1 protein-coding gene is annotated in these 1,023 nt (G+C 60.4%); it reads left to right on the forward strand.

The annotated features are described in order from the left end of the window. The coding region (locus QWE_RS24305) for a hypothetical protein (protein ID WP_006728835.1) at positions 1-1,006 on the forward strand (1,006 nt) is incomplete at its 5' end. Between the last annotated feature and the right edge of the window lie 17 nt (positions 1,007-1,023).

Here is a 1,023-nt window from a genome sequence, read left to right on the forward strand (position 1 = left end):
CGGCTCGACCACGTTTACGGCAACCAGCACGAACTATCCGGCCTCGGCCGGCGGCGCTGCTGTGTTGACGATCAAGGCTGATGGTTCGTATACGTTCGAACTGAAGGCCCCTGTTGTCCATTCGACGAGCTCTTCGCTGGTCGAGGAAGACAAGGCGCTGAACTTCAGCTTCACGGTGAAGGACGGCGACGGCGACACCTCGACGGGTTCGCTGAAGATCCTGGTCAATGACGACACGCCGGAGCCTGTGGCTTCGATCGAGATTGCGTCGAAGATCCTGGACGACGAAGCACAGACGATGTTCACGCCGACCAACCCGGGCGGCTTCCTGGATGTCAATCCGGATGTGAAGATTGTAACTGGCGGCGCAGGCTCTCTGTTCAAGATGGGGGCTGACGGCCTTGGTTCTCTGTCGGTCGATCTTCCGACGCTCGAGGTCGTTGGCAAGAGCAACGGCTTTGCAACGACGGAATCGGTGAGCTGGAGCGATGGCGTTCGCAGTGCAGGTGGGGCGACCACCTACACGGCAACGAGCACGAGCTATCCTGCCTCGGCTGGCGGTGCTGCCGTTCTGACGATCTATGCAGACGGCTCCTACAAGTTCGAGATGAAGGCACCTGTGTCGCATTCGGCTTCGCTGATTGCGGAGAACAACGAGACGCTGGTGTTCGGCTACACCGCGACGGACGGTGACGGTGACAAGGCTGTCGGCCTGCTGAAGGTCATCATCAACGATGACAGCCCGATCGCGAATGTTGTCACGAATGCCGTAAAGCTCGACGATGAGGCGCAGACGCTGTTCCCGGGCAATGCCGGTGGTAACGGCGATGTCGCCAATGCCAAGATCGCGACTGGCCTTGCCGGTTCGCTGTTCACGGCTGGCGCGGACGGTGTGTCTGAAGTGAAGATCTCCGGCGGCGCCTTCAAGGTGATCTACTCGCAGGGTGGTTTTGCAGCTCAGGAGAGCGTGACCTGGGGTGCGGGCGTGAAGGGCACTGACGGCTAGACCACGTTCACGGCAAC

It is taken from the genome of Agrobacterium albertimagni AOL15, assembly GCF_000300855.1.
Lineage (GTDB): Bacteria > Pseudomonadota > Alphaproteobacteria > Rhizobiales > Rhizobiaceae > Allorhizobium > Allorhizobium albertimagni.